Source organism: Pseudomonas oryzihabitans, assembly GCF_014522265.1.
Lineage (GTDB): Bacteria > Pseudomonadota > Gammaproteobacteria > Pseudomonadales > Pseudomonadaceae > Chryseomonas > Chryseomonas aestiva.
This window is the reverse complement of sequence record NZ_CP017024.1, coordinates 4194652-4214585: the sequence shown is the minus strand read 5'-3', so window position 1 is coordinate 4214585 and position 19934 is coordinate 4194652. Positions and strand designations below refer to the sequence as shown.

Below are 19934 nucleotides of genomic sequence, written 5' to 3'. Positions count from 1 at the left end.
GGCGATCCGGCGTGCTGCGCGCGCCCGGATCCGGACGCGCGAGGTGGGTCATGCAGGGAGGAACGCCGCGCGCTGGGAGGTGAGGCCGCTGACCTGGCCGGTCGGATCGCGCTCGGCGGGTAACGAAGGCAGGGCGGCGATCCGCGCTGCCCTGCAGGGACTTCAGTGCGCGGCGGCCTTGCTGAGGTCAGCTTCGTTCCACTCGGTATAGACGCAGGCATCGCTGGCCGCCCAGCGCAGCCGTACCACCTGGCCAGGCTGCAGGCCCTGGGCATGGGCCAGCGACTTGACCATCAGCTGGGCGCCCCCCGCGGTCTGCAGCATGCAGCTCTGGCTCTCGCCCAGGAACAGCGCCTCGCCGACCCGTGCCGGGATCTCGTTCCAGCCCGCCGGCATGGGCAGGGTCGCGGCCTGTTCGGTAGTCAGCAGCTGCAGCTTTTCCGGCCGCAGCATCAGCAGCAACGCCTGTTCCGGTCTGACGCCGGCGGTCGGGCGCATCGCCAGCTCCTGACCTTCGAAGGTGCAATGGGCCTGGGCCCGGGCGGTGACCTTGAGAAAGTTGGAGTTGCCGAGGAAGGCCGCGACGAAGGCATTCGGCGGATTCTGGTAGAGGTCGTAGCCACTGCCCAGGCCGACGATGCGCCCGTGACTGAAGATGGCGATGCGCTGCGACAGCCGCAGGGCTTCTTCCTGGTCGTGGGTCACGTAGACGATGGTGATTCCCAGTCGCCGGTGCAACTGGCGCAATTCGTCCTGCAGGTCTTCGCGGAGCTTCTTGTCCAGGGCGCCGAGGGGTTCGTCCATCAGCAGGATGCGCGGTTCATAGACCAGCGCCCGGGCGATGGCCACCCGCTGCTGCTGGCCGCCGGAGAGCTGCGCCGGCCGCCGATGGGCGAAGGCATCCAGCTGCACCAGGCGCAGCATGGCGTCGACCCGCTGGTTGCGCTCGGCCGCACCGACCTTGCGGATGTCCAGGGGGAAACCGATGTTGTCGCGTACCGAGAGGTGCGGAAACAGCGAATAGCGCTGGAACACCATGCCGATGTCGCGCTGGTGCGGCGGCACCCGCAGCAGCGAGCGACCGGCGACGCTGATGGCACCGGAGCTGGGGGTCTCGAAGCCGGCCAGCATCGACAGGGTGGTGGACTTGCCGGAACCGCTGGAGCCGAGGAAGGTGAGGAATTCACCCTCCTGGATGTCCAGCGTGAGATCGTCCACGGCGGTGAAGTCGCCGTAGTGCTTGTTGAGGTTCTGCAGGCGGACCAGCGGGGCCGCGGGGGTGTGGTTCTGGAGTACGGCGCTCATGGCAGGCTCCGGGAGCTCAGCGGGAAAGGGGTTGGCGGCGGCGCAGCAGGGCAGCCGCGAGCATCACCAGCAGGGAAAGGCCGATCAGCACGGTGGAGGCCACGGCGATCACCGGCGTCAGGTCCTGGCGCAGGGTCGCCCACATCTTCACCGGCAGGGTCTGCAGGTTGGGGCTGGCCATCATCACGCTCAGCACCACCTCGTCCCAGGACACCAGGAAGGCAAATAGAGCCCCGGCGAACACCCCCGGCCAGATGCCAGGCAGGGTCACCCGGTAGATCGCCTGCAGGCGCGAGGCACCGCAGATCACCGCGGCATCCTCGATGGACTGATCGAACAGCTTGAGCGAATTGATGACGGCGATCAGCGCGAAGGGCAGGGCGACGATCACGTGGCTGACCACGAAGGCCAGCAGGGTGCCGGTGTAGCCCAGACGCAGGAACAGCGCATAGATGGCCACGGCGATCACCACCAGCGGCACGATCATCGGCAGGGTGAAGACCGCATAGAGCGTCTTGCGCCCGGGAAATTTGCCGCGTACCAGGGCGAAGGCGCAGGGTACCGCCAGGGCCACCGAGACCAGGGTGGTCAGCAGCGCCACCTTGAGGCTGGCCAGCGCCGCCTGCATCCATTCCGGGTTGGCGAAGAATTGCTGGTACCACTTCAGCGTCCAGCCCGGTGGCGGGAAGACCAGCCACTGGGAGGAGCCGAACGACAGCAGCACGATGAAGACGATGGGCAGCAGGAGCACCGCGGCGATGGCGCCGGTGACCAGCAGCAGGCCACCGCGCAGCCGCCAGCCGAGGGCACTTGGAGTGAGCAGCATGGGGTTACCTCGCGTTCTGGGGGTCGACCGGGGATTCCGGTTGCAGCCTGAGATAGAGGGCGAACAGCACCAGGGCGATGACGATGAGCAACGCCGCGGCGGCGCTGGCCAGGCCCCAGTTGAGGAAGGACTGCACCTGCTGGATGATGAATTCCGGCAGCATCATGTTCTGCGCCCCACCCAGCAGTGCGGGGGTGACGTAGTAGCCGAGCGACATGACGAACACCATCAGCGCACCCGAGCCCAGGCCGGAACGGCACATCGGCAGGAACACCTTGCGGAAGTTGGTCCAGGGACTGGCGCCGCAGATGGCGCCGGCCTGCAGCACCATGGGGTCCATGGCCTGCAGGGTCGCCTGCAAGGGCAGCACGATGAAGGGGATCATGATGTAGATCATGCCGATCACCACCCCGGTCAGGTTGTTGACCATGGCCAAAGGCTCGTCGATCAGCCCCATCGCCATGAGCAGCTTGTTGATCACGCCGGAACCCTGCAGCAGCACCAGCCAGGCGTAGGTGCGGGCCAGCAGGCTGGTCCACATCGACAGCAGCACGATGTTGAACAGCCAGCGGCCCCAGCCGCGTGGCATCAGGGTAATGGTCCAGGCCAGCGGAAAGCCGATCAGCACGCTGAAGAAGGTCACCAGCGCGGCGACGCCGAAGGTGTTGAGCAACACCTGGGCATAGGCACCGTTGGCGAACAGCGTCTGGTAGTTGCCGAGGCCCGGCACGGGTTCGAGGAATCCGCGCAGGAGCAGACCGATCAACGGAACCAGGAAGAACAGGCCGAGGAACAGCAGGGCAGGGACGAGGTGACTCGCCCCCTTCCAGCGTACGGCGCGTTCACCCCGGGTCCGCGCCGGGTCGCTCAGCGGACGCGGGGTGTCCTTGGCGGAGCCGAGCACCGCCCGGCTGGAACTTGAGGCGGACATGTCATTTCACCAGCCATTCGTTCCAGCGGCTGGCGATCTCGCCACCGTGCTGGGCCCAATAGGCGAAGTCCAGGGTGACCTGCTCGCTGCCGTAGGCGGTGGGCAGATTCTTGGCCAGGTCCGGGGTCAGTTTGGCAACGCTGTCGAGGTTGACCGGCGCGTAGGCGGTGAGGTTGGCGAACTCGGCCTGGCCGCGGGCGCCGCTGGCCTCGGCGAGAAATTTCATCGCCGCCTCCTTGTTCTTCGCGCCCTTGGGCACCACCAGCATGTCGGCCATGACCAGATTCTGCTTCCAGCTCACGCCCACCGGCGCGCCGTCCTGCTGCAGGGCATAGACCCGGCCGTTCCAGAACTGCCCCAGGGTCGCTTCACCAGAGGCGAGCAGCTGCTGCGACTGGGCGCCGCCGCCCCACCAGACGATGTCCTTCTTGATGGTGTCGAGCTTCTTGAAGGCGCGATCCAGGTCCAGCGGATAGAGCTTGTCCTTGGGCACCCCATCGGCCAGCAGGGCCAGTTCCAGCACGCCGGGGCTCGGCCATTTGTAGAGCGCCCGCTTGCCGGGATAGGTGGTGGTGTCGAACAGCGCCGACCAGTCCTGTGGCTGCTTGCTGCCCAGCTTGCCCTGGTTGTAGCCGAGCACGAAGGAGAAGAAGAAGGAGCCCACGGCATGATCGTTGACGAAGCGCGGATCGATCCTGCTGCGGTCGATGGCCTTGAAGTCCAGCGGCTCCAGCAGGCCCTGCTGGGCGGCGCGCAGGGCGAAGTCCGCCTCCACGTCGACCACGTCCCATTGCACATTGCCACTCTGCACCATGGCCTGCAGCTTGCCGTAGTCGGTGGGGCCGTCCTGCACCACCTGGATGCCGGTCTGCTGGGTGAAGGGGCCGGCCCAGGCTTTCTTCTGAGCGTCCTGGGTAGTGCCGCCCCAGCTGGTGAAGTTGAGGCTTTCCGCCTGGGCCTGGACGCCCAGGGTGGCGAGCAGGCCGGCGACGGCAATGGATACGACTTTGCGCTTCAGCAACATCTTGATGCCCTCTCTGTTATTGGATCGACGCGGCAGGGATGCCTCGTCCGTTCTAAGAGCAGTGCGGCCAGGGGCCAGAATAGGGAGGCCTTGGACTTGTTCTATCGGGCCCGTCTGTCACGAGCCCTGGCATAATCCGATATTATGGTATTCCAAACTTTTTACAAGCCTGTCAAAGGCGTCTGAAAGGCGCTTCAGCCAGGGAACGGCAGGGTCTCGACGATCTCCAGTTCGTACCCGGTCAGGCCGGCATAGCGCAGCGGCAGACCCAGGTGGCGGATACGCCCGACGCCCAGGTCTTGCAGGATCTGCGCCCCGGTGCCCACCTCGGCATAGATGCGCGACTGGGAGCGCTCGAACAGCCGCTTGGGTTGGGTCAGCGAGGGCACCCGGGCCAGCAATGCCTGGGAGGATTCATGGTTGGCGAGCACCACCACGATGCCGTGGCCTTCTTGGGCGACGCGTTCCAGGGCAGCCCACAGGGTCCAGCTCGGCGGGCCGCTGTATTCGGCACCGACCAGGTCGCGCAACGGGTCCAGGGCATGGACGCGGACCAGGGTGGGGGTCTCGCGGTCGATGTCGCCCATCACCATGGCCAGGTGCACGCCGCCCTCGATGCGGTCCTCGTAGGTCAGCAGGCGGAAGGTGCCGTGCACCGTCGGCAATTCGCTTTCGCCGATGCGGGTGACGGTGTGTTCATGGCGCAGTCGGTAATGGATGAGGTCGGCGATGGTGCCCAGCTTGATGCCGTGGCGTTCGCCGAAGCGCTCCAGGTCCGGTCGGCGGGCCATGCTGCCATCGTCGTTCATCACCTCGACGATCACGGCCGAAGGATCGCGACCGGCCAGCCGTGCCAGGTCGCACCCGGCCTCAGTATGGCCGGCGCGAGTCAGCACGCCGCCGTCGCGAGCGCGCAGGGGAAAGATGTGGCCGGGCTGGACCAGATCGCGCGGGGTGGCATCCGGCGCCACCGCCGCTTCGATGGTGCGCGCTCGGTCCGCCGCCGAGATACCGGTGGTGACGCCCGTGGCGGCTTCGATGGACACGGTGAAGGCGGTGCCGTGGACGGTGCCGTTGTCGCTGACCATCTGCATCAGGTTGAGCTGGCGGCAGCGTTCTTCGGTCAGCGTCAGGCAGATCAGGCCGCGGGCTTCGCGCGCCATGAAGCTGATCGCCGCCGGGGTGCAGGCATCGGCGGCGAGCAGGATGTCGCCCTCGTTCTCGCGGTCTTCGTCATCGACCAGGATGACCATCTTGCCGGCACGGAAATCCTCGATGATCGCTTCGATGGGATGGATGGCCACGACAACCTCTCAGGGTTCTGGATTGCTATGTAATCTGGTATACCATGAGACAAATCGCAGCGAAAGAGGCAAGGTGCCATGAAAGGTTATTGGATTGCAGAGGTCGATGTGACCGATCCCGAGGCTTATCGCGGCTATACGGAGCGCGCCCCGGCGGCCTTCGCCCGCTACGGCGGTCGCTTCCTCGCCCGGGGCGGACGCGCCGAGCAGCTGGAAGGCGAAGGCTGGGCGACGCGCCGGGTGGTGATCGAATTCGATTCCTACGAACAGGCCCTGGCCTGCTATCGCTCGGCGGAGTATCAGGACGCCTGCGGGTACCGGCAGACGGCGGCTCGGGCCGAGATCTTCATCGTCGAAGGACTCTGAGAGAGGCGGCCAGGCACGGCACTGCCGCGTCTGGCCGAAGACGGCTAGCGTTCGATGCGCGGCTCGTCCTGCACGCGGGGATGAACAGCTCGCGCGCCTGTTCGCCCTGGTGCTCCTGCTGCCGCTGCAGGTAGTCGAGGGCCACCTTGGCGGCGGCGCGCACGTGATCCACCGATGCCTGGTGGGCGGCCAGGGCATCACCGCTGCGGATCGCCGCGACCATGCGCTCCATCTCGGCATTGCTCGCCTGACGGCGATTGGCCTGGGAGACCGAGGTGGCTCTCAGGTAGCTGACCCGCGCCTGCAACTGGCGCAGCTGGGTGGCGGCGACGCGGTTGCCGCAGCCTTCCATGAGCACGTCGTAGAAATTCTGCACGGTCTCGATCACCTCCGGCAGTTCGGCGCCCTCCAGGGCCTCGCGGTTTTCCGCCAGGGCCTGTTCCAGCGCGGCGATCTCCTTGGGGCCGGCGCGCAAGGTGAAGAGTTGCACGATCAGGCCTTCCAGCACGCAGCGCAGCTCATAGAGGTCGCAGGCATCCTCCAGGGTGATGATGGCGACGCGCGGCCCACGGGCATCGGCGAACTCCACCAGGCCTTCGGATTCGAGATGACGCAGGGCTTCGCGCACCGAGGTGCGGCTGACGCCCAGGCGGTCGCAGAGATCGCGTTCCACCAGGCGATCGCCCGGCAGCAACTGGAAGTTCAGGATCGCCTGGCGCAGGCGATTGCACACCATTTCACGCAGGGTGACCGGACTGCGGGTGATCTTGAAGCTGTCGTCTAGTTGCGCGCGTCTCATGGGGCTCTCTGGCGGACCGGTTCTACAGGCGACGACGAGGCACGCGACTACATGGGGCCTGCGTGCTCGCCAGGGCGGAAGAGGGCAAGTCTAGCATGCCCCCTGCAGGCGTTCATGGGCCCGTCCGCTCAGGCATAGATCGGTGCGGCGCCCATCCGGCCCCGGTGATAGAGCATCGGGATCACCTCCTGGTCCGGCACGATGAGATTCTTCACCGCCCCGACGATGATGGCGTGGTCGCCGCCGTCGTACTCGCGCCACAGCTCGCACTCGATCACCGCGGTGGCGTCCGCCAGCAGCGGATTGCCCAGGGCGCTGCGCGTCCATTCGATACCCTGGGTCTTGTCCTTGCCCTTGCTGGCGAAGGCGTAGGCGATACGCTGCTGTTCGGCGCTCAGCAGGTGGATGGCGAAGCCCTTGCCGTCACGCAGCAGCGGATAGGTGTCGGAGCTGTAGTTGGGGCAGAAGAGCACCAGCGCCGGGTCCAGCGACAGGGCGCTGAAGGCGCTGGCGGTCAGGCCGGCGAGGTTGCCCTCGGCGTCCAGGGTGGTGACCACGGTGACGCCGGACGGAAAGGCGCCCATCACTTGCTTGTAGATTGCGGGATCGATCATGACTGCCAACCTCGTTTAACGCATTACAAAGGGATCGGGCATCGGCGCCTGGGACAGATTGATCCATACCGTTTTGGTTTCGGTATAGGCCAGAACCGAGTCGATGCCGCTCTCGCGGCCGTAGCCGCTGTTCTTGAAACCGCCGATCGGCGCCATGGCCGAGACCGCGCGATAGGTGTTGACCCAGATGATGCCGGAGCGGATATCCCGCGCCAGGCGATGGGCACGACCCAGGTCGCGGGTCCAGATACCGGCGGCGAGTCCCAGCTCGCTGTCGTTGGCCAGGCGCAGGGCCTCGGCCTCGTCCTTGAAGCGGATCACCGCGGCCACCGGGCCGAAGACTTCCTCCTGCATGATGCGCAGCGAGTGCCGGTCGCATTCCAGCAGGGTGGGTTCGTAGTACCAGCCGGCGCTGCCGGTGTCGGGTCGCTTGCCGCCCAGGCGCAGGGTGGCGCCTTCGGCCAGGGCCGCCTCCACCAGCCGCTCGACGATGGCGAGCTGCTGCTCGGTGGCCATGGGGCCCATCTCGCTGGCGTCGTCCTGGGGATTGCCGATGCGGATGCGCTGGGCACGCTCCACCAGTCGGGTGACGAATTCGTCGTAGATCTCGTCCTGCACCAGCAGCCGCGAGCCGGCCACGCAACTCTGCCCGGAGGCGGCATAGATACCGGCCACCGCGCCGTTGACCGCGCTATCGAGGTCGGCGTCGGCGAAGATGATGTTGGGCGACTTGCCGCCCAGCTCCAGGCTCAGCTTGGCGAAGTTCTCGGCGCTGGCGCGGACCACATGGCGGGCCGTGGCGGCACCGCCGGTAAAGGCGATCTTGCGCACCAGCGGATGGCGGGTGAGGGCCGCGCCGGCGCCCGGACCATAACCGGTCACCACGTTGAACACGCCCGGCGGAATGCCGGCTTCCAGGGCCAGTCGCGCCAGCTCCAGGATGGTGGCCGAGGCATGCTCGGACGGCTTGATCACCACGGTGTTGCCGGCGGCCAGGGCCGGGGCGACCTTGATGGCGGTCAGGTACAGCGGGCTGTTCCAGGGCACGATGCCGGCGATCACGCCCAGCGGTTCGTGCACGGTGTAGGCGAAGAGGTCGGTCTTGTCGAGGGGCAGGGTGCCGCCTTCGAGCTTGTCGGCGAGGCCCGCCGTGTAGTGGAAGAATTCCGGCAGGTAGCCGACCTGGCCGCGGGTCTCGCGGATCAGCTTGCCGTTGTCGCGGCTTTCCAGCTGGGCCAGGGCTTCCTTGTTGGCGGCGATGAGATCGCCCAGCCGGCGCAGGAGCTTGCCGCGGGCGCTGGCGGTCAGGCCACGCCAGGCCGGCGCCTCGAAGGCCCGCTGGGCGGCCTGGACCGCGCGGTCGACGTCGTCGGCATCGGCGTCGGGCAATTCCGCCCAGGCGGTCGCGGTGGCCGGATCGAGACTGGCGAAGGTACGGCCCGACTGGGCCGCGGTCCATTCGCCGTCGATGCACATCTGAAAACGTTGCAGGGTCATGCCACGTATCCCTTGATGGAAGTGGAAGGGGCCTTGGCCAGGGCTTCGTCGAGGAAGTCCAGTAGCAGGGCGTTGACCAGCTTGGGTGACTCGACCGGCATCATATGGCGCTGGTCGGCCAGCACGGCAGTGCGCGCGCGCGGAATCCGGGCGGCCAGCTGGCGCGCCATCTCCGGGGTCGAGCCGCTGTCCAGTTCGCCAGTGGCCACCAGGGTGGGCACCTGGATGCTGTCCAGGCGCTCGGCGCCATAGCGGTCCTGGGTGGCGAACAGGGCATAGGTGGTCAGATAGCCCTGGGGGTCATTGCTGGCGAAGGCCTGCCGCAGCGCCTGGATCTGCGCCGGGTTGGCGCCCTGGTACTCGCGGCTGAACCAGCGCGCCAGGGCGCTATCCAGGTTAGCGTCAGGGCCTTCGAGTTCGGCCTGGCGGGTTCGCTCCAGGACCCCGCTACGCTGCTCCACCGAGCGATTGAACACGCTGTTGAGGATCACCAGGGCGTCCAGTCGCTGCGGATGGCCGAGGGCGAAGGCCCGGGCCACCAGGCCGCCCATGGAGAAGCCGACCACCACGGCCGTTGCCAGCCCCAGGTGATCGAGCAGTTCGGTGAGCTGCGCGGCATAGTCGTCGAGCGTCGCCTGCGCCGCCGGGCGCTGGCTTTCGCCATGGCCGAGCATGTCATAGGCGATCACCTGGTAGCGCGGCGCGAGGCCCGCGAGTTGACCGCCCCACATTTCCTTGCTGAGCCCCACGCCATGGATCAGGACGAGCGGGCTGCCATCGCCGGCGATACGGTAGGCAGTGCCGGCGGGGGTCTTGGCGTCTGTAGACCGGATCATTCGCGGATTCTCCTCAGCGCGCCTTTTCAGCCGCGAGTTCCTCGAGGTCGATGTAGCGGTTGCCGATGCGCGGATGCAGGCGGCCACCGTCGGCGGCGCCCAGCACCACCACGATCTCGTCGGCCCGCGGTGCGTCCTCGATGCGCATTTCCAGGGTGATGTAGTGGGATCTCAGGCCCTCGTCATCCTTGTGCATCATGGGGATCTGGATGGAAGTACCCGGGGCACCGCGCTTGTTGGTGAAGCTCAGGTAGCTCTTGGCCTGGACCGCCTCGCGGTAGTGGTTGCCGAATCTGAGGGTGTGGATCACCGCCGAGGCGTGTTCGATCTCGCCGTCGGCGCCGACCACCGCCGCCTTGCCATAGGCCTCGATGCGCTCGGCACCGCCGATGGCGCGGGTCAGGCGCTCGACGATGAAGGCGCCGAGGTCGGAGCAGTGGGCCTTGATCTCGGGCTTGAGGTCTTCGACGAAGCCCTGGCCAGCCCAGGGGTTGCGGATCACCACGGCGACGCCGGCCATGGTCACCGGCTTGTCGGTGGTCTTGCCCCTTCGATATGGGTTTCTTCGAGATAGGTGACGACCTTGCGGATTTCGAAACTCATGCTGACTCCTGGGATGTCTGTTGGATGATGGTATGCCACGCACTTGAGCGTGTTGAGGGCCGCGTCACTACGCAGCCCGGGGATCAGGCGAAGGCGGGCGCCACCTTGTCGATGAACAGTTGCAGCGACTTCTTCTTCTCGGCGAAGGGCAGGCTGTTGTCGCACCAGAAGCTGAATTCGTCGACGCCCAGTTCCTCGTAGTGACGCAGGCGGGTGATGACCTCGTCGGGGGTGCCGATCATGGTGTTCTTGCGGATGTTGTCCAGCTCGAACTCCGGGCGGCCGGCGAACTTTTCTTCCGGACTGGGGGCGAGGAAACCGTTGACCGGGGTTTCCTTGTTACCGAACCAGGCATCGAAGGTGCGGTAGAAACGGCCGATGGCCTGGGCGCCGATCTTCCAGCCCTCGGGTTCTTCCGCCGCGTGCACATGGGTGTGGCGCAGCACCATCAGCTTGGGCCGGGCTACCCCGGGGTTGTTGGCCAGGGCGTTGTCGAACTTGTGCTTGAGGTCCACCACTTCCTCGTCGCCCTTCATCAGCGGCGTGACCATGACGTTGCAGCCGTTGGCCACCGCGAAATTGTGCGAATCCGGATCCCGCGCGGCGATCCAGATCGGCGGGGTGCCGATCGGCTTGGGCACGCTGGTGGAGGTGGGGAATTGCCAGACTTCGCCATCGTGGGCGTAGTCGCCTTCCCAGAGCTTGCGCAGCGCCGGGACCAGTTCGCGCAGATGCTTGCCGCCAGCGGTGGCGGGCAGGCCGCCGGCCATGCGATCGAATTCCACCTGGTAGGCGCCACGGGCCAGGCCCACTTCCATGCGGCCTTCACTGATCACGTCGAGCAGGGCGCATTCGCCAGCCGCACGCAGGGGGTGCCAGAAGGGCGCGATCAGGGTGCCGGCGCCCAGGCGGATGGTCGAGGTACGCGCCGCCAGGTTGGCCAGGATCGGCATGGGGCTGGGGGAGATGGTGTATTCCATCGCATGATGCTCACCGACCCAGACGGTGCAGAAACCGCCGGCTTCGGCCATCAGGGTCAGTTCGGTCAGCTCTTCGAACAGCTGCCGATGGCTGACGCTTTCGTCCCAGCGTTCCATGTGCACGAACAGGGAAAATTTCATAAGAAGCCTACCTCTTGTCTTCCACCTCGGCCCAGGGCTCGGGTGTCTCTTGTTGGCGGTACGCGACGGCTCGGCCAGTCGATGTTTTTATTGGTATACCATAATACGTGAACTGGCAAGCAGAGATGTGACGAGATTCGGCGGTAGCCCCCAGACGTCACTTCCACAAGCCAAAAGGCGGTTGTGTAATCTGGTATACCGTAATACTTTCTGCTCACCAGGACGACCTGTCCAGCAGGCGTCTTCCACAACTACAACAATGGAATTCCTGGATGTCCGCAGCCCCTCGCTCTGCCGTCGCTATCGAAACCCATACCGTGGATCACGTCGCCCCGGCCGAACGCCACGGCCATAGCCGCGATCTCTTCACGCTCTGGTTCAGCACCAATATCGCGCCGCTGCCCATCGTTACCGGCGCCATGGTGGTCCAGTCCTTCCACCTGAAGCTGGCCTGGGGCCTGCTGGCCATCGTGCTCGGGCATCTGCTCGGCGGGGTGGTGCTGGCCCTGGCCTCGGCCCAGGGGCCGCGCCTGGGCATCCCGCAGATGGTGCAGAGTCGCGGTCAGTTCGGTCGCTATGGCGCTCTGCTGATCGTCTGTGTCACGGCGCTGATCTATGTGGGCTTCTTCACCTCCAACGTGGTGCTGGCCGGCAAGTCGATCCAGGGGCTGGTGCCGGTCGTACCCATGCCGCTGGCCATCGTGCTCGGTGCCCTGAGCGCCACGGCCATCGGGGTGATCGGCTATCGCTGCATCCATACCCTCAATCGCTGGGGCACCTGGGTGATGGGCGCCGGACTGCTGGCCGGCTTCGCCATGATGCTGAGCCAGCCGCTGCCGGCGGATTTCCTGACCCGGGGCGGCCTCAACGCCAGCGGCTTCATCGCCACCCTGTCGCTCGGGGTGATCTGGCAACTGAGCTTCTCGCCCTACACCAGCGACTATTCGCGCTATCTGCCGGAAGCCGTCGGTATCGCGCGCCCCTTCTGGGCGACCTATCTCGGCGCCACCCTGGGCACCATCCTGGCCTTTTCCTTTGGTGTGGTGGCGGTACTGGCAGTGCCGGCCGGCGGCGACGCCATGGCTGCCGTGGCCCAGGCCACCGGCTGGCTGGGTCCGGTGCTGATGGTGCTGTTCCTGCTCAACATCATCAGTCACAACGCGCTCAACCTCTATGGCGCGGTGCTCGCCATCATCACCTGCGTGCAGACCTTCGCTGCTGGCTGGACGCCGGGTGTCAGGGTCAAGGTGGTGCTGTCGAGTCTGGTGCTGGTGGGCTGCTGCGGGGTGGCGCTGATGGCCTCCGCCGATTTCATCGAAAGATTCATCGGCCTGGTGCTGGCCATGACCATGATCCTGGTGCCCTGGGCCTCCATCAATCTGATCGACTTCTATCTGATCAAGCGTGGCGACTATCACATCCCCTCGCTGTTCGCCGCCGACGGCGGCCGCTATGGCCGCTTCAACGACCATGCCATCGCCGCCTACGCGGTCGGCATCCTGGTGCAGCTGCCGTTCGCCAACACGGCGCTGTTCAAGGGGCCCTATGCCGACCTGGTGGCGGGCGCCGATCTGTCCTGGCTGTTCGGGCTGCTGGTGACCTGCCCGCTGTATTTCTGGCTGGCCTACCAGGGCTCGCCGGCCCAGGCCGCACGGCTGCAGGCTGCCTCGGCACAATGAGCTGCGTCGCTGTCGAAAACCACCTTCAATCCCCTCCCGAGGAACCCCGCTCATGTTGCAAGACGCTTCCCTGTTTCGCCAGCAAGCCTATGTCGACGGCGCCTGGATCGACGCCGACAGCGGTGCCATCGTCAGCGTGGACAACCCGGCCACCGGCGAGACCCTGGGCACCATTCCCAAGCTCGGCCGCGCCGAGACCAAGCGTGCCATCGACGCCGCCAACCGTGCCCTGCCGGCCTGGCGCGCGCTGACCGCCAAGGAGCGTTCGGCCAAGCTGCGGCGCTGGTACGAGCTGATGATCGAGAACCAGGACGACCTGGGCCGGCTGATGACCCTGGAGCAGGGCAAGCCGCTGGCCGAGGCCAAGGGCGAGATCGCCTACGCCGCCTCCTTCATCGAGTGGTTCGCCGAAGAAGCCAAGCGCATCTATGGCGACACCATCCCCGGCCACCAGGCCGACAAGCGCATCCTGGTGATCAAGCAGCCCATCGGCGTCACCGCCGCCATCACGCCGTGGAATTTCCCCACCGCGATGATCACCCGCAAGGCCGGTCCGGCCCTGGCCGCCGGCTGTACCATGGTGATCAAGCCCGCCAGCCAGACCCCGTACTCGGCGCTGGCCCTGGTCGAACTGGCCGAGCGCGCCGGCATTCCCAAGGGCGTGCTGAGCGTGGTCACCGGCTCCGCCGCCGACATCGGCGCCGAGCTGACCGAAAGCCCCATCGTGCGCAAGATCTCCTTTACCGGCTCCACCGAGATCGGCGCCAAGCTGATGGAGCAGAGCGCGCCCACCATCAAGAAGCTGTCGCTGGAACTGGGCGGCAACGCGCCCTTCATCGTCTTTGACGACGCCGACCTGGACAAGGCCGTGGAAGGCGCCATCGCCTCCAAGTACCGCAACGCCGGCCAGACCTGCGTCTGCGTCAATCGCCTCTATATCCAGGACGGCGTGTACGACGCCTTCGCCGAGAAATTCAAGGCCGCCGTGGCCAAGCTCAAGGTCGGCAACGGCCTGGAAGAGGGCGTGACCATCGGCCCGCTGATCGACGCCAAGGCGGCGGCCAAGGTCAAGGAACACATCGACGACGCCGTGAGCCAGGGCGCCAGGGTCATCGCCGGGGGCAAGGCCCACGCCAACGGCGGCAGCTACTTCGAGCCGACCATCCTCGCCGACGTGCCCAGGAGTGCCAAGGTGTCCAAGGAGGAGACCTTCGGCCCGCTGGCGCCGCTGTTCCGCTTCAAGGACGAGGCCGAGGTCATCGAACTGGCCAACGACACCGAATTCGGCCTGGCCTCCTACTTCTATGCCCGCGACCTGTCCCGCGTGTTCCGCGTGGCCGAGGCGCTGGAGTACGGCATGGTCGGCATCAACACTGGCCTGATCTCCAACGAGGTCGCCCCCTTTGGTGGCGTCAAGGCCTCGGGCCTGGGCCGCGAGGGCTCCAAGTACGGCATCGAGGACTACCTCGAGATCAAGTACCTCTGCCTGGGGATCTGATCGCTCTCGTTGGGCTTCGCGGCGCTCAACCCAACCTACCAGCCCCCGTAGGTTGGGTTGAGACGGTTTTATCGTCGAAGCCCAACGGGCGCACCGAGTTTGGACGTGTTGGGCTTCGCGGTGCTCAACCCAACCTACGATCGAGGTAGGTTGGGCTGAGACGGCTCCATCGTCGAAGCCCAACAGCTCCCGGCGCCATCAACCCAAGGGATGCAACTGCCCGGCCTCGGCCGTACCGAAATAGAGGCCATGCTGACCCTGCGCCTGCTCATGCAGACGGCGCTCCAGGATCTGCTGGATCGAAGGATAGGCCAGTTCGGCCCAGGGCAGCTCGTCCGGGGCAAAGAAGCGGCGCTCCAGGGTCTCGACACCGGCGTCGGCGGCGATCTCGATCAATTCGGCGCGAAAGATCAAATAGACCTGATTGACCGTCGTGGCGTTGAAGATGGAATAGGGTGCCAATATTCGCGCCCGCACCCCGCTTTCTTCCCAGGTCTCGCGCAAGGCCGCCTGCTCGGCGCTCTCGCCGTTCTCCATGAAGCCCGCGGGCAGGGTCCAGTAGCCAAGCCGCGGCTCGATGGCCCGGCGACAGAGCAGATAGCGGCCCTGATGCTCCACCAGGCACCCGGCAATCACCCGCGGATTGTCATAGAGTACATGGCCGCAGGCGGTGCACAGCAACCGTTCATGGCTATCGCCCGCAGGCTGGCCACGACGCAATTCGGCGCTGCCGCACTGGCAGCAGAAACGTGGGGAAGGGCTCATGCTGACCTCGGCCTGGTCACTGCTCTGATTATTCTAGTCTTACGGTATACCAGAACGTCTCAGCGGCCTAGTCGGAACGTCGGGCGTCCGCGTGGGGGCGGTGTCCCAGCTCGGTGGCGATCCGCGCGGCGGTCTCGGCCAGCAGGGCGCCGACCCATTCCCGCGTCGCGGCCGCATCCATCACGGCATCGGGGCCGGAGACGTTGAGCGCCGCCACCAGTTGGTCGCGATGATCGCGGATGCCGGTGGCGATGGCGGTGGAGTAGTCGGAGCGGTGCAGGACCCAACCCTGACGGCGGTCTTGCTCGACCAGGCGCAACAGCTCCGGCAGGGTACGGGGCGCGGGCGGTGGCTGGTCATCCAGCCGCTCGTGCTGGTAGAGGGCGCTCAGGGCCTCGGCGTCGAGGCCGCTGAGCAGCACTCGGCCCAGGGCGGTACGGGTGCAGGGTAGCCGGGTGCCCACCGGGACGTTCACCGTCAGCCGCTGGCTGGCCATGGCGCGGTAGAGATAGACCACCTCGGTACGATCGCGGATGCCCAGATGGCAGGACAGCGAGGTGACGTCGCGCAGCCGTTCCAGGTGGGGCTGCGCGATGTCCACCAAGTCGCGGCTGGCCAGGTAGGCGAAGCCCTGGCTGACCACCTTGATGCCCAGGCCGTATCCGGTCCTGGACTGACGCTCCAGATAGCCCAGCTCGGTGAGGGTCATGACGATGCGGTAGACCGACGAGGTCGAGCCGCCGAGACCGTCGGCGATCTCCTGCAGGGTCAGCAGGCGTCGCTTCGCGTCGAACAGTTCCAGGACCCTCAGGCCACGCAGCAGGGCGGGCACCCGATAGTCGCCGTCCGCCTCGACCGCCGTCGCTTCGACGACGGTCATGGGATGCCCGCCTTGAGCAGCACCGCGACCCCCAGCGCACCGCCGTCGAACTCTTCCAGCGCATCGAGCAGCACGTGCCAGAGGTAATGGGCGCTGGCGCGGTCGCAGAGCAGGTGGACATGCGGCAGAGTACCGTCGCCGGCATTGAGCAGGATGGCGTTGAGTCTGGCTACCGAGGTCTGCACCACCTGGCCGACCGCGAAGGGCTTGCCCAGGTCCACGCCACACAGCTTGGCGAACAGCGCGGGCAGCTGGGACCCGGTGAGGATCAGCCAGGCGTGGGAGTCCTGGCGCGGCAGCGGGTAGCAGCCGGGGCCAAGCTCGGCGGCAGCCGCTTCCAGGGCGGCGACCCGCGCCCCGCCGTCGCCCAGGGCGCCAAGCAGCAGGTATTCGCTCGGCGACAGCCGCAGCAGCCATTCCCCGGTCGCCTGGCGCAGCGCCTGGTTGGGCCGCTCCGGGAGGACATAGCCCTGGGCCCGCAGCTGGTCGCCGGCGGTCGGGCCGCGCAGGCCGAAGCGCGGCAGATTGCTCAGGTCGGCCAGGCCACCGCGGCGGAGCAGCGCCGCTTCGTCGCCAGCACTCAGACGCTCGGCAAAGATCCGTCCCTGATGCTGCAGTACGGGTGTATCGAGCTGCAATTCGACCAGCGGGCTGCGTTCGTCGAACTCCACGGGATTCAGCGTCATGCTCCCATCTCCTGGCGTTGGGCTTGGGGATCGTAGAAGGGCAGGCGTGTCACCGTGGCCTGGACCATCTTGCCTCCTTCGACGCGGATCGGCAGGGACATGCCGGGCTCGGCCTGATCGGGGGCGGCATAGGCCAGGCCGAGGATGCAGCCCAGGGTGGGGGAGAATTCGCAGGAGGTGACGTTGCCCGCGATGTCATCGCCGCGCAGTACCAGGTGGCCTTCCAGCGGCTGGCTGGCGGTTGCCGGCAGGGTGAAGCCCACCAGCTTGCGCCGCAGCGGCTGGCTTTCGAGGATCTCGATGGACTTCTGGCCGACGAAGAAGGGCTTCTGGCGACCGATGGCCCAGCCCATGTCGATTTCGGCGGGGTGGGTCATGCCGTCGGTGTCCTGGCCGATGATCACATGGCCCTTCTCCAGCCGCAGCAGGCGCTGGGCCTCGACGCCGAAGGGGCGGATGCCGAAGCGGCCTCCAGCCTCCATCAGCGCATCCCAGAGCCGCTCGCCGAAGCGCGCGGGCACATGGATTTCATAGCCCAGTTCGCCGACGAAACCGACCCGCAACAGCCGCGCGGGAATCCCGGCGACCCGGCCCTCGCGCACGGCGAGGTAGGGGAAGGCCTCGGGCGTCAGGTCCAGTTCGGGGCACAGCTCGCGCAGCACCTCCCGGGAGCGCGGACCGGCCAGGTTCACGGCGGCAAAGGCGGCGCTGACGTTGGCGATGTCCACGTCCAGCCGCCACTGGGCGTTCCATTTGAGCAGGCTGCGGTAGACGCGATCGACGCCGCTGGTGGTCGCCGAGACGTAGAAGTGCTGCTCGCCCAGGCGCGCGGCCACGCCGTCGTCGATCACCACGCCGTCTTCGGCGGTCATCAGGGCGTAGCGGGTACGTCCCACCGGTAGCTTGCGAAAGCCAAAGGTGTAGACCCGTTCCAGCAGCTCGGCGGCATCGGGGCCGCGCACCTCGAGGCCGCCCAGGGTGGAGACGTCGATCAGGCCCACGCCCTCGCGGACCTGGCGGACCTCGGCCTGGATGCAACGCTGGCGTTCGCTGGACGGGCCGTAGAAGGCCGGCCGTTGCCAGACACCCGCCGGCATCAGGCTGGCCCCAGTTCCAGGTGGCGCTCGTGCATGGCCGTGCGCCGATAGGGATCGAAGGCACGCCCGGCGACGTGGGCGAGCTTTTCCGCGGTGAAGGGCGGCCGTGCGGTGGTCACCCCGGTATCGCTGACGCTGCGTGCGGTGACGGCAGCCACCAGGCGCGCGGTGGACAGCGCCGAATGGCGACCCTGGGAGGGGCCCATGCCGACGGTGGAGAAGCGCTTGACCAACTGGACGTCGCGATAGCCGTGGCGGGTCGCATTGATGATGTCGGCGATCTGCAGATCCTCGTCGAAGTCGACGAACTCCTTGCCCTGGGGGTGGGCGAACATTGGCCAGGGAAAGTTGACCTGATGGTCGTCGGCCTGGGTCTGCTCGGTGGTGAGCGGGGCGAGATCCAGTTCGGCCAGGGCGCGGGACGCGGCGGCGCGGCCGTCGGACAGCACCCGCTCCAGCGCATGGCGGCCATTGACCGAGCCGGCCAGGTGCAGGCCCCGCGGCAGATTGCCGAGGCTGAAGGCGGCCTGCTCGTCGACGTAACCCAGGGTGCCGCCGGCCTGGCAGGCCAGCTGGTAGACCGGCATGTAGCCGGCGGACATGCACAGCAGGTCGCAATCCAGGGTCAGGCCCGCGGGGCCGACCTGGCCCTGGCCGACGATGGGACGGACATCGACCCGCGCCAGCTGGCGGCCAGCGGCATCGGCGTGGGCCTCGTACACCGTATGGCCCAGGTGTACGGGAATGCCGCGTGCGCTTACCGCCTGCTGCAACTGCGCATCCCGCGGCGCCGCGCGCAGATCGAGCAGCGCGGCGACGGTGACCCCCTGCTCCTGCAGGTCGAGGGCCGCCAGATAGCCATCGTCGTTGCCGGCCAGGACCACGGCACGCTGGCCCGGTCGCACGCCATAGAGACGCATCAGGCGTTGGGCGGCGCTGGTCAGCAGGATGCCGGGCAGGTCGTTGTTGCGGAAGATCACCGGTTGGTCGAAGGCGCCACTGGCGAGGATAGTCTGCCGCGCCCTGACCTTGAACATCCGGTTGCCCTGGATGACCGGCAGATAGTGGTCGGCGAACCAGCCGTTGCACACGGCGGCCTCCAGCACCCGGATGCGTGGTTCGGCGCGCACCGCGACCACCAGTTCCTCGCGTAGCCCTTCACCCTGGCCGGCATCGAGGCCGAAACGACCCCAGGCCAGGGCGCCGCCGAGCAGCGGCTGCTGTTCGATGAGCAGCACCTCGGCGCCACCCTGGGCCGCAGCCAGCGCTGCGCTGAGGCCAGCGGGACCGGCGCCGATCACCGCCACGTCGCAGAACAGATAGGCCTTGTCGTGGTAGGTGGGGACGAAGGTCAGGTCGAGCACGCCGAGGCCGGCCTTCCTGCGGATCAGCGGCTCCCAGCGTTTCCACATGCCCTTGGGCTTGTAGAAGGCGCGATAGTAGAAGCCCACCGGCATGAACCTGGAGAAGGTGCCGAGCAGGGCATCGCGGTCGCGCTCGAGGCTGCCGCTGACGTTCTGCGCCGTGGCGCTCAAACCTTCGCGCAGCGGCAGTTCATCCGCCAGCACATTGGGCTCGTCCGGCAACTGCACCAGGGTGTTGGCGTCCTGGCCAGCCAGGGTCAGGGGCCCGCGGGGCCGGTGATACTTGAAGGAACGCGACAGCAGCCAGCGACCCTCGCCGAGCAGGGCGCTGGCCAGGGTATCGCCGGCATAGCCGTGACAGGTCTGGCCTTCGAAACGGAAGGCGAGCGGACGGTTGCGATCGATCAGCAGCCCCATGGGGGCCGGCAGGCGGGTCATGGGCGCACCTCCGCAACGGCGAAGTCGACACGCTGGGTGAACAGCTCGCGGGGATCGAAGGTGCGCAGCACCTCGTCGGTGCCGGTGTGGCGTTCGGCCAGGAACCAGTAGCTGGAGGCATTGTGCAGCCACCATTCGGTGACCACGCCGCGGCGATTCCCGCAGTTGAACACGTAGTCGGCCCATTCGGCGGTGCTGCAGGCCCGGGGATCGGGCATGGCCTTGAGTTCGCCGCCGTAGGTGAATTCGCTGATGTTGCGCGGCCCGTTGAGCGGGCAGGTGAGAATCTTCATGACAGCTC

At 67.0% G+C, this 19934-nt stretch carries 17 protein-coding genes and 2 pseudogenes; 3 read left to right on the top strand and 16 right to left on the bottom strand.

Going from position 1 to position 19934, the window contains the following annotated elements:
- Positions 1-162: 162 nt before the first annotated feature.
- The 5 genes from BGI51_RS19535 to ribBA form a co-directional block, all read right to left on the bottom strand.
- The gene (locus BGI51_RS19535; RefSeq protein ID WP_133860699.1) at positions 163-1305 is read right to left on the bottom strand and encodes an ABC transporter ATP-binding protein; all 1143 of its coding nucleotides are present in this window, start codon (positions 1303-1305) and stop codon (positions 163-165) included.
- 16 nt (positions 1306-1321) lie between these two features.
- The gene (locus tag BGI51_RS19530) at positions 1322-2131 is read right to left on the bottom strand and encodes an ABC transporter permease (protein WP_133860698.1); all 810 of its coding nucleotides are present in this window, start codon (positions 2129-2131) and stop codon (positions 1322-1324) included.
- Positions 2132-2135: 4 nt separating this feature from the next.
- Positions 2136-3062: an ABC transporter permease gene (locus BGI51_RS19525; protein WP_187979416.1), complete on the bottom strand. Its 927-nt coding sequence runs from the start codon at positions 3060-3062 to the stop codon at positions 2136-2138.
- A gap of 1 nt (position 3063) precedes the next feature.
- Positions 3064-4086, bottom strand: coding sequence for an ABC transporter substrate-binding protein (locus BGI51_RS19520; RefSeq protein WP_187979415.1), 1023 nt, complete (start codon positions 4084-4086; stop codon positions 3064-3066).
- 194 nt (positions 4087-4280) lie between these two features.
- On the bottom strand, positions 4281-5390 hold the full coding sequence (gene ribBA, locus BGI51_RS19515) for a bifunctional 3,4-dihydroxy-2-butanone-4-phosphate synthase/GTP cyclohydrolase II (protein ID WP_133860695.1): 1110 nt from the start codon (positions 5388-5390) through the stop codon (positions 4281-4283).
- A gap of 78 nt (positions 5391-5468) precedes the next feature.
- Between ribBA and BGI51_RS19510 the strand changes: the two genes are divergently transcribed.
- Positions 5469-5756, top strand: coding sequence for a DUF1330 domain-containing protein (locus BGI51_RS19510; RefSeq protein WP_187979414.1), 288 nt, complete (start codon positions 5469-5471; stop codon positions 5754-5756).
- Here the strand turns inward: BGI51_RS19510 and BGI51_RS19505 are convergent.
- From BGI51_RS19505 to BGI51_RS19480, 6 genes and pseudogenes are all read right to left on the bottom strand, one after another.
- Complete coding sequence (locus BGI51_RS19505) at positions 5737-6555, bottom strand: GntR family transcriptional regulator (protein ID WP_187979413.1); 819 nt, start codon at positions 6553-6555, stop codon at positions 5737-5739. The two genes, BGI51_RS19510 and BGI51_RS19505, sit on opposite strands and share 20 nt — an antisense overlap.
- 128 nt (positions 6556-6683) lie before the next feature.
- Entirely contained in the window at positions 6684-7169 is a 486-nt protein-coding gene (locus tag BGI51_RS19500) for a flavin reductase family protein (RefSeq protein WP_059315038.1), read from the bottom strand.
- 15 nt (positions 7170-7184) lie between these two features.
- Positions 7185-8666 (bottom strand): aldehyde dehydrogenase, encoded by a 1482-nt coding sequence (locus BGI51_RS19495; RefSeq protein WP_187979412.1) that lies wholly within the window; start codon positions 8664-8666, stop codon positions 7185-7187.
- On the bottom strand, positions 8663-9502 hold the full coding sequence (locus BGI51_RS19490; RefSeq protein WP_187979411.1) for an alpha/beta fold hydrolase: 840 nt from the start codon (positions 9500-9502) through the stop codon (positions 8663-8665). The genes BGI51_RS19495 and BGI51_RS19490 overlap by 4 nt, the downstream gene beginning before the upstream one ends.
- 13 nt (positions 9503-9515) lie before the next feature.
- Positions 9516-10105, bottom strand: a pseudogene (locus BGI51_RS19485) (amino acid synthesis family protein).
- 83 nt (positions 10106-10188) lie between these two features.
- Positions 10189-11226, bottom strand: a complete 1038-nt coding sequence (locus tag BGI51_RS19480) for an LLM class flavin-dependent oxidoreductase (protein ID WP_187979410.1) — start codon at positions 11224-11226, stop codon at positions 10189-10191.
- A 272-nt stretch (positions 11227-11498) separates the two neighbouring features.
- Here BGI51_RS19480 and BGI51_RS19475 point away from each other — a divergent pair, with 272 nt between their 5' ends.
- On the top strand, positions 11499-12905 hold the full coding sequence (locus tag BGI51_RS19475; RefSeq protein ID WP_187979409.1) for a purine-cytosine permease family protein: 1407 nt from the start codon (positions 11499-11501) through the stop codon (positions 12903-12905).
- 52 nt (positions 12906-12957) lie between these two features.
- Positions 12958-14403 carry an NADP-dependent succinate-semialdehyde dehydrogenase gene (gene gabD / locus BGI51_RS19470; protein ID WP_187979408.1) on the top strand — a complete coding sequence of 482 codons (1446 nt, stop codon included), beginning with the start codon at positions 12958-12960 and terminating at the stop codon, positions 14401-14403.
- 198 nt (positions 14404-14601) lie between these two features.
- Here gabD and BGI51_RS19465 read toward each other — a convergent pair whose 3' ends face one another.
- From BGI51_RS19465 to BGI51_RS19445, 5 genes and pseudogenes are all read right to left on the bottom strand, one after another.
- Positions 14602-15168, bottom strand: a complete 567-nt coding sequence (locus BGI51_RS19465; protein ID WP_187979407.1) for an NUDIX hydrolase — start codon at positions 15166-15168, stop codon at positions 14602-14604.
- 67 nt (positions 15169-15235) lie between these two features.
- Positions 15236-16048: an IclR family transcriptional regulator gene (locus tag BGI51_RS19460; protein WP_187979406.1), complete on the bottom strand. Its 813-nt coding sequence runs from the start codon at positions 16046-16048 to the stop codon at positions 15236-15238.
- The gene (locus BGI51_RS19455; RefSeq protein WP_187979405.1) at positions 16045-16734 is read right to left on the bottom strand and encodes a sarcosine oxidase; all 690 of its coding nucleotides are present in this window, start codon (positions 16732-16734) and stop codon (positions 16045-16047) included. Before BGI51_RS19455 ends, BGI51_RS19460 begins: the two co-directional genes overlap by 4 nt.
- Positions 16731-19633, bottom strand: a pseudogene (locus BGI51_RS19450) (FAD-dependent oxidoreductase). The gene BGI51_RS19455 and the pseudogene BGI51_RS19450 overlap by 4 nt, the downstream one beginning before the upstream one ends.
- Positions 19630-19926, bottom strand: a complete 297-nt coding sequence (locus BGI51_RS19445; protein ID WP_187979404.1) for a sarcosine oxidase subunit delta — start codon at positions 19924-19926, stop codon at positions 19630-19632. The pseudogene BGI51_RS19450 and the gene BGI51_RS19445 overlap by 4 nt, the downstream one beginning before the upstream one ends.
- Between the last annotated feature and the right edge of the window lie 8 nt (positions 19927-19934).